The sequence below is a fragment of the Virgibacillus oceani genome (genome assembly GCF_014638995.1).
Taxonomy (GTDB): domain Bacteria; phylum Bacillota; class Bacilli; order Bacillales; family Amphibacillaceae; genus Virgibacillus_E; species Virgibacillus_E oceani.
This window is the reverse complement of sequence record NZ_BMFR01000037.1, coordinates 1-3,137: the sequence shown is the minus strand read 5'-3', so window position 1 is coordinate 3,137 and position 3,137 is coordinate 1. Positions and strand designations below refer to the sequence as shown.

4 protein-coding genes are annotated in these 3,137 nt (G+C 38.2%); all 4 read right to left on the bottom strand.

Features of this window, described 5'->3' with window-relative positions; all coding sequences use genetic code 11:
- Positions 1-83: 83 nt before the first annotated feature.
- Positions 84-332, bottom strand: coding sequence for a DUF5348 domain-containing protein (locus tag IEV74_RS19530; RefSeq protein WP_188457023.1), 249 nt, complete (start codon positions 330-332; stop codon positions 84-86).
- A 14-nt stretch (positions 333-346) separates the two neighbouring features.
- Positions 347-1,147: an ExeA family protein gene (locus tag IEV74_RS19525; RefSeq protein ID WP_188457022.1), complete on the bottom strand. Its 801-nt coding sequence runs from the start codon at positions 1,145-1,147 to the stop codon at positions 347-349.
- Positions 1,140-2,411 (bottom strand): TnsB C-terminal domain-containing protein, encoded by a 1,272-nt coding sequence (locus IEV74_RS19520; RefSeq protein ID WP_188457021.1) that lies wholly within the window; start codon positions 2,409-2,411, stop codon positions 1,140-1,142. Before IEV74_RS19520 ends, IEV74_RS19525 begins: the two co-directional genes overlap by 8 nt.
- An 86-nt stretch (positions 2,412-2,497) precedes the next feature.
- A complete protein-coding gene (locus IEV74_RS19515) occupies positions 2,498-3,079 on the bottom strand; it encodes a DUF6431 domain-containing protein (RefSeq protein WP_188457020.1) in 582 nt (193 codons plus the stop codon).
- Positions 3,080-3,137 lie beyond the last annotated feature (58 nt).

The following is a 3,137-nucleotide window of genomic DNA, read 5'->3' as shown; positions in this document are numbered from 1 at the left end:
GCAATTTTACTCACTTTATTTCAGATTTGAAAATAAATAGGCGAAATATTTCAGATTGGCATTTATAAAAAGATCCCCCTTGTTTAAAAAGGGAGATCAACTATTGGATTCAATTCTTTCTCTTGGACCCTTACCTTATATGTTTCTACTAAACGCAATGAAAATCCTACATCATCCTCGATTGTCACAAACCAATCGAAATAATCTTTTTCAAAAATTGCTTTGTAATAATAACAGTCTATGCAGATTTCGAAATCCATTCCCGCGGATATTCCAAACACATCATGGCCAATCCATATCTTCCATTCCTGCACATTCTCATCAAAAGCCATAATTCCTGTCAGCACTATAAACCACTTTCCTCAACGGCCATTTGAACGATTTCATCATCAATTTGCTCTTTTTTTAGTTGCGCTCCATATAGAAGAGAATTAATCGTTAACGTGTTGATGACACGTGGCCAGCCCTGTGATCGTAAGGCAATGGCTTCAAGGGCAGATGCTGTGAAAATTGGCATCTTGGCACCGGCTAGTTTTAAATGGTGCTCTACATAAGAATGCACATCGTCTTTGTCTAATGGTTGTAACTGATATCGCATAACGATTCGCTGTGACAACGGTCGATGATGATTTAAATTCAACCTAGTTTTCAAATGCGGTAACCCGGCTATTATAAGAATAAACGGATTCGATGAATCCATATGAAAATTAAAAAGAATCGCCAAATCTTGTAAAAAGGCATCTTTTGCCATATGCATTTCATCCAAAATAAAAACCGGCGTGACTTTTCGTTCCCGATTCATTCTTTCAATTCCTTGTTGAATCTGACGGAATAAATCTACCTTACGAAACTTTGGTTCTTCTCCCAAACCATAAGCTAAACCTCGGTAAAAATCCATCACTCCTCCAGTGGATAAGGGAAAATAGATCACATGATACAGTGCGGGATTAAGGGAATCCTTAAATGATCGCAAGGTAAATGTTTTTCCGGCACCGGGATCACCAATAACCAAACCAATTCCTTTGGACTTTTGTAAATATTCAAGGCCGTTCAATGCTTCCCGATAGCCCTTGGATGGAAAGGCATCTGTTGGACGCATATCCTTAGAAAATGGTTCTTTTGCCAATGAATAAAATGGTTTATACACGATCTAATTCCTCCCCATGATGAGAAGTATCAGAAACCGCGAACGGTGATTGGCCACGTTTGACATGGGCGTTATCATGCATGGTAACTGGGATAGCCTTCGTTATCTTTTTGCCGTCTTCAAAAACATATACAGCCTGTTCATCCATTCGAATTTCAATTTTCTGCCCAATATATTGAGAAGGCACTTCATATAACCTTTTTTCCAATGTAATTGTTCCATCCAACTTCACTTTACGCACTGCACGCTTTAAAAAGATATTGTCTAAAATGGACAAATCCTCTATAAACGTGATATTATCCAATTGTGATTGGAATAGTTGATGTGGTGTTTTACCGTTAAGCGACGCATGCTTTTTACGATGGTAATCCACCTCCAACCATTCCCAAAACCTCTTGTTTAATTCCTCTAGGGAGTTAACTGGATCCGATTTTAATAACGGGTAGAACCGTGTTTGTATCGTTTTAAATAGTCGTTCAATTTTACCCTTCGCTTTGGGGTCATATGGTTGTGTGTGAGCTAACGTAATACCCAATTGGGCACATGCATACTGTAGCGTTTCTGACCGATAAATCTTTCCGTTATCTGCGTAAATAATGGTTGGCTTACCACGTCGTATTAACGCCTCCCTCGTCACTTCCCGTAACCCATCAAACTTCTCAGAAATGAAGAATTGCGCATAAGGGACAAGCCTTGAACAGTCATCAATATAGGCTATAAGAAACGTCTTTTTAGCTTTCCCATTGATTGAAATATATGGGCCATGCGATAGATCTGCCTGCCATAATACATTCACTTTGTCATATGAAAAGCGCTTCCGTTCTTTTTCTGGATGAAAACTCATATGATTCCGACCAGCCAGTTTATGTTTTTTCAATAAACGGTTTATAGTGGCATAAGAAACTTGATTTTTTATAATCTCTCCACGCTGGATAAGCTGTTCGTAGAACACGCTAACTGGCATATGAAGAAAATCTCTTCTTACTTCCAGAATATGATCCTTGTCATCCGGAGATAGTCTCCTAGAATCACCACGATCAGAGCGAGACTTTGGCTTTAACGCATCAAATCCATTTCTTCTATAATGAAGCAACCATTCCTGCATCGTTTTAGCCGCAACCTTTCGTTCCCCGTAGTATGGAATAGAATGAACTTTCCCCTCCATTTGTTGGAAATATTCCTTTGCTTCTATCTGCCCATTCAACAATGGGGCAATCAATCCATAACGAAATAAAGCAATTTCCTCCCGTGTTTTTTCATCCATTGAATTTTCCTCCTTTTGATAGAAGGACAACCGGTTATCCATTGCTTTTATTCTACTTTTTTCGCCAAAAAATTCATAGGCAAGATTTATGTGGGACAATTATAATTTTTTTTGTACCTCAAATATGGTAGAATTAATTTGCCCATAAAATATGATGATAAGTGACCCCAACTCCTTCGAAAGAAGGGTGATATGCCAATATCGAGGATCATTTTCATATATTTTTGGGCCTCTTTTTTACTATCATTAGATAGCCCAATTTGATGACCTATGTCCACAAAAAAACTATGAATCCAATGGATTCCTTCGCAAAAACGCTTAATGTGCTGAGCCAGCTGCTGGCGACATCCAATTACTTTCTTCCCCTCCAGAAATTGACGTACCCGATCAACAATCGTATATAAAGTGTGCTGATAATAAGGAATAAGAAAGCTTGGCAGGATGGAGATATTAGCTTTACAAGCTAAACACCTTAATCGACAAATTGGGATATGAAATGCCTCATCGTGCTCATTAATCCCGTACCTCCAGTAATAACCATTTCTATGTAGATTTCCCTGGGCGATGCCGTTACAATTGGGACATCGATCAAATACCGGAAATTCATTCCTTCTTTCTTTTAATGCGTATTCCTCAAGCTCAATCTCAAAATCGTAAATACAAAGCATAAAAAAACTCCTCCTTTACAATATGCAAAAAATTTAGCATATTATTTCAGAAGAGTAC

Coding starts and splice junctions, on each gene's coding strand:
- IEV74_RS19530 (WP_188457023.1), bottom strand. CDS start 332: ATGGCTTTTGATGAGAATGTGCAGGAATGGAAGATATGGATTGGCCAT.
- IEV74_RS19520 (WP_188457021.1), bottom strand. CDS start 2,411: ATGGATGAAAAAACACGGGAGGAAATTGCTTTATTTCGTTATGGATTG.
- IEV74_RS19515 (WP_188457020.1), bottom strand. CDS start 3,079: ATGCTTTGTATTTACGATTTTGAGATTGAGCTTGAGGAATACGCATTA.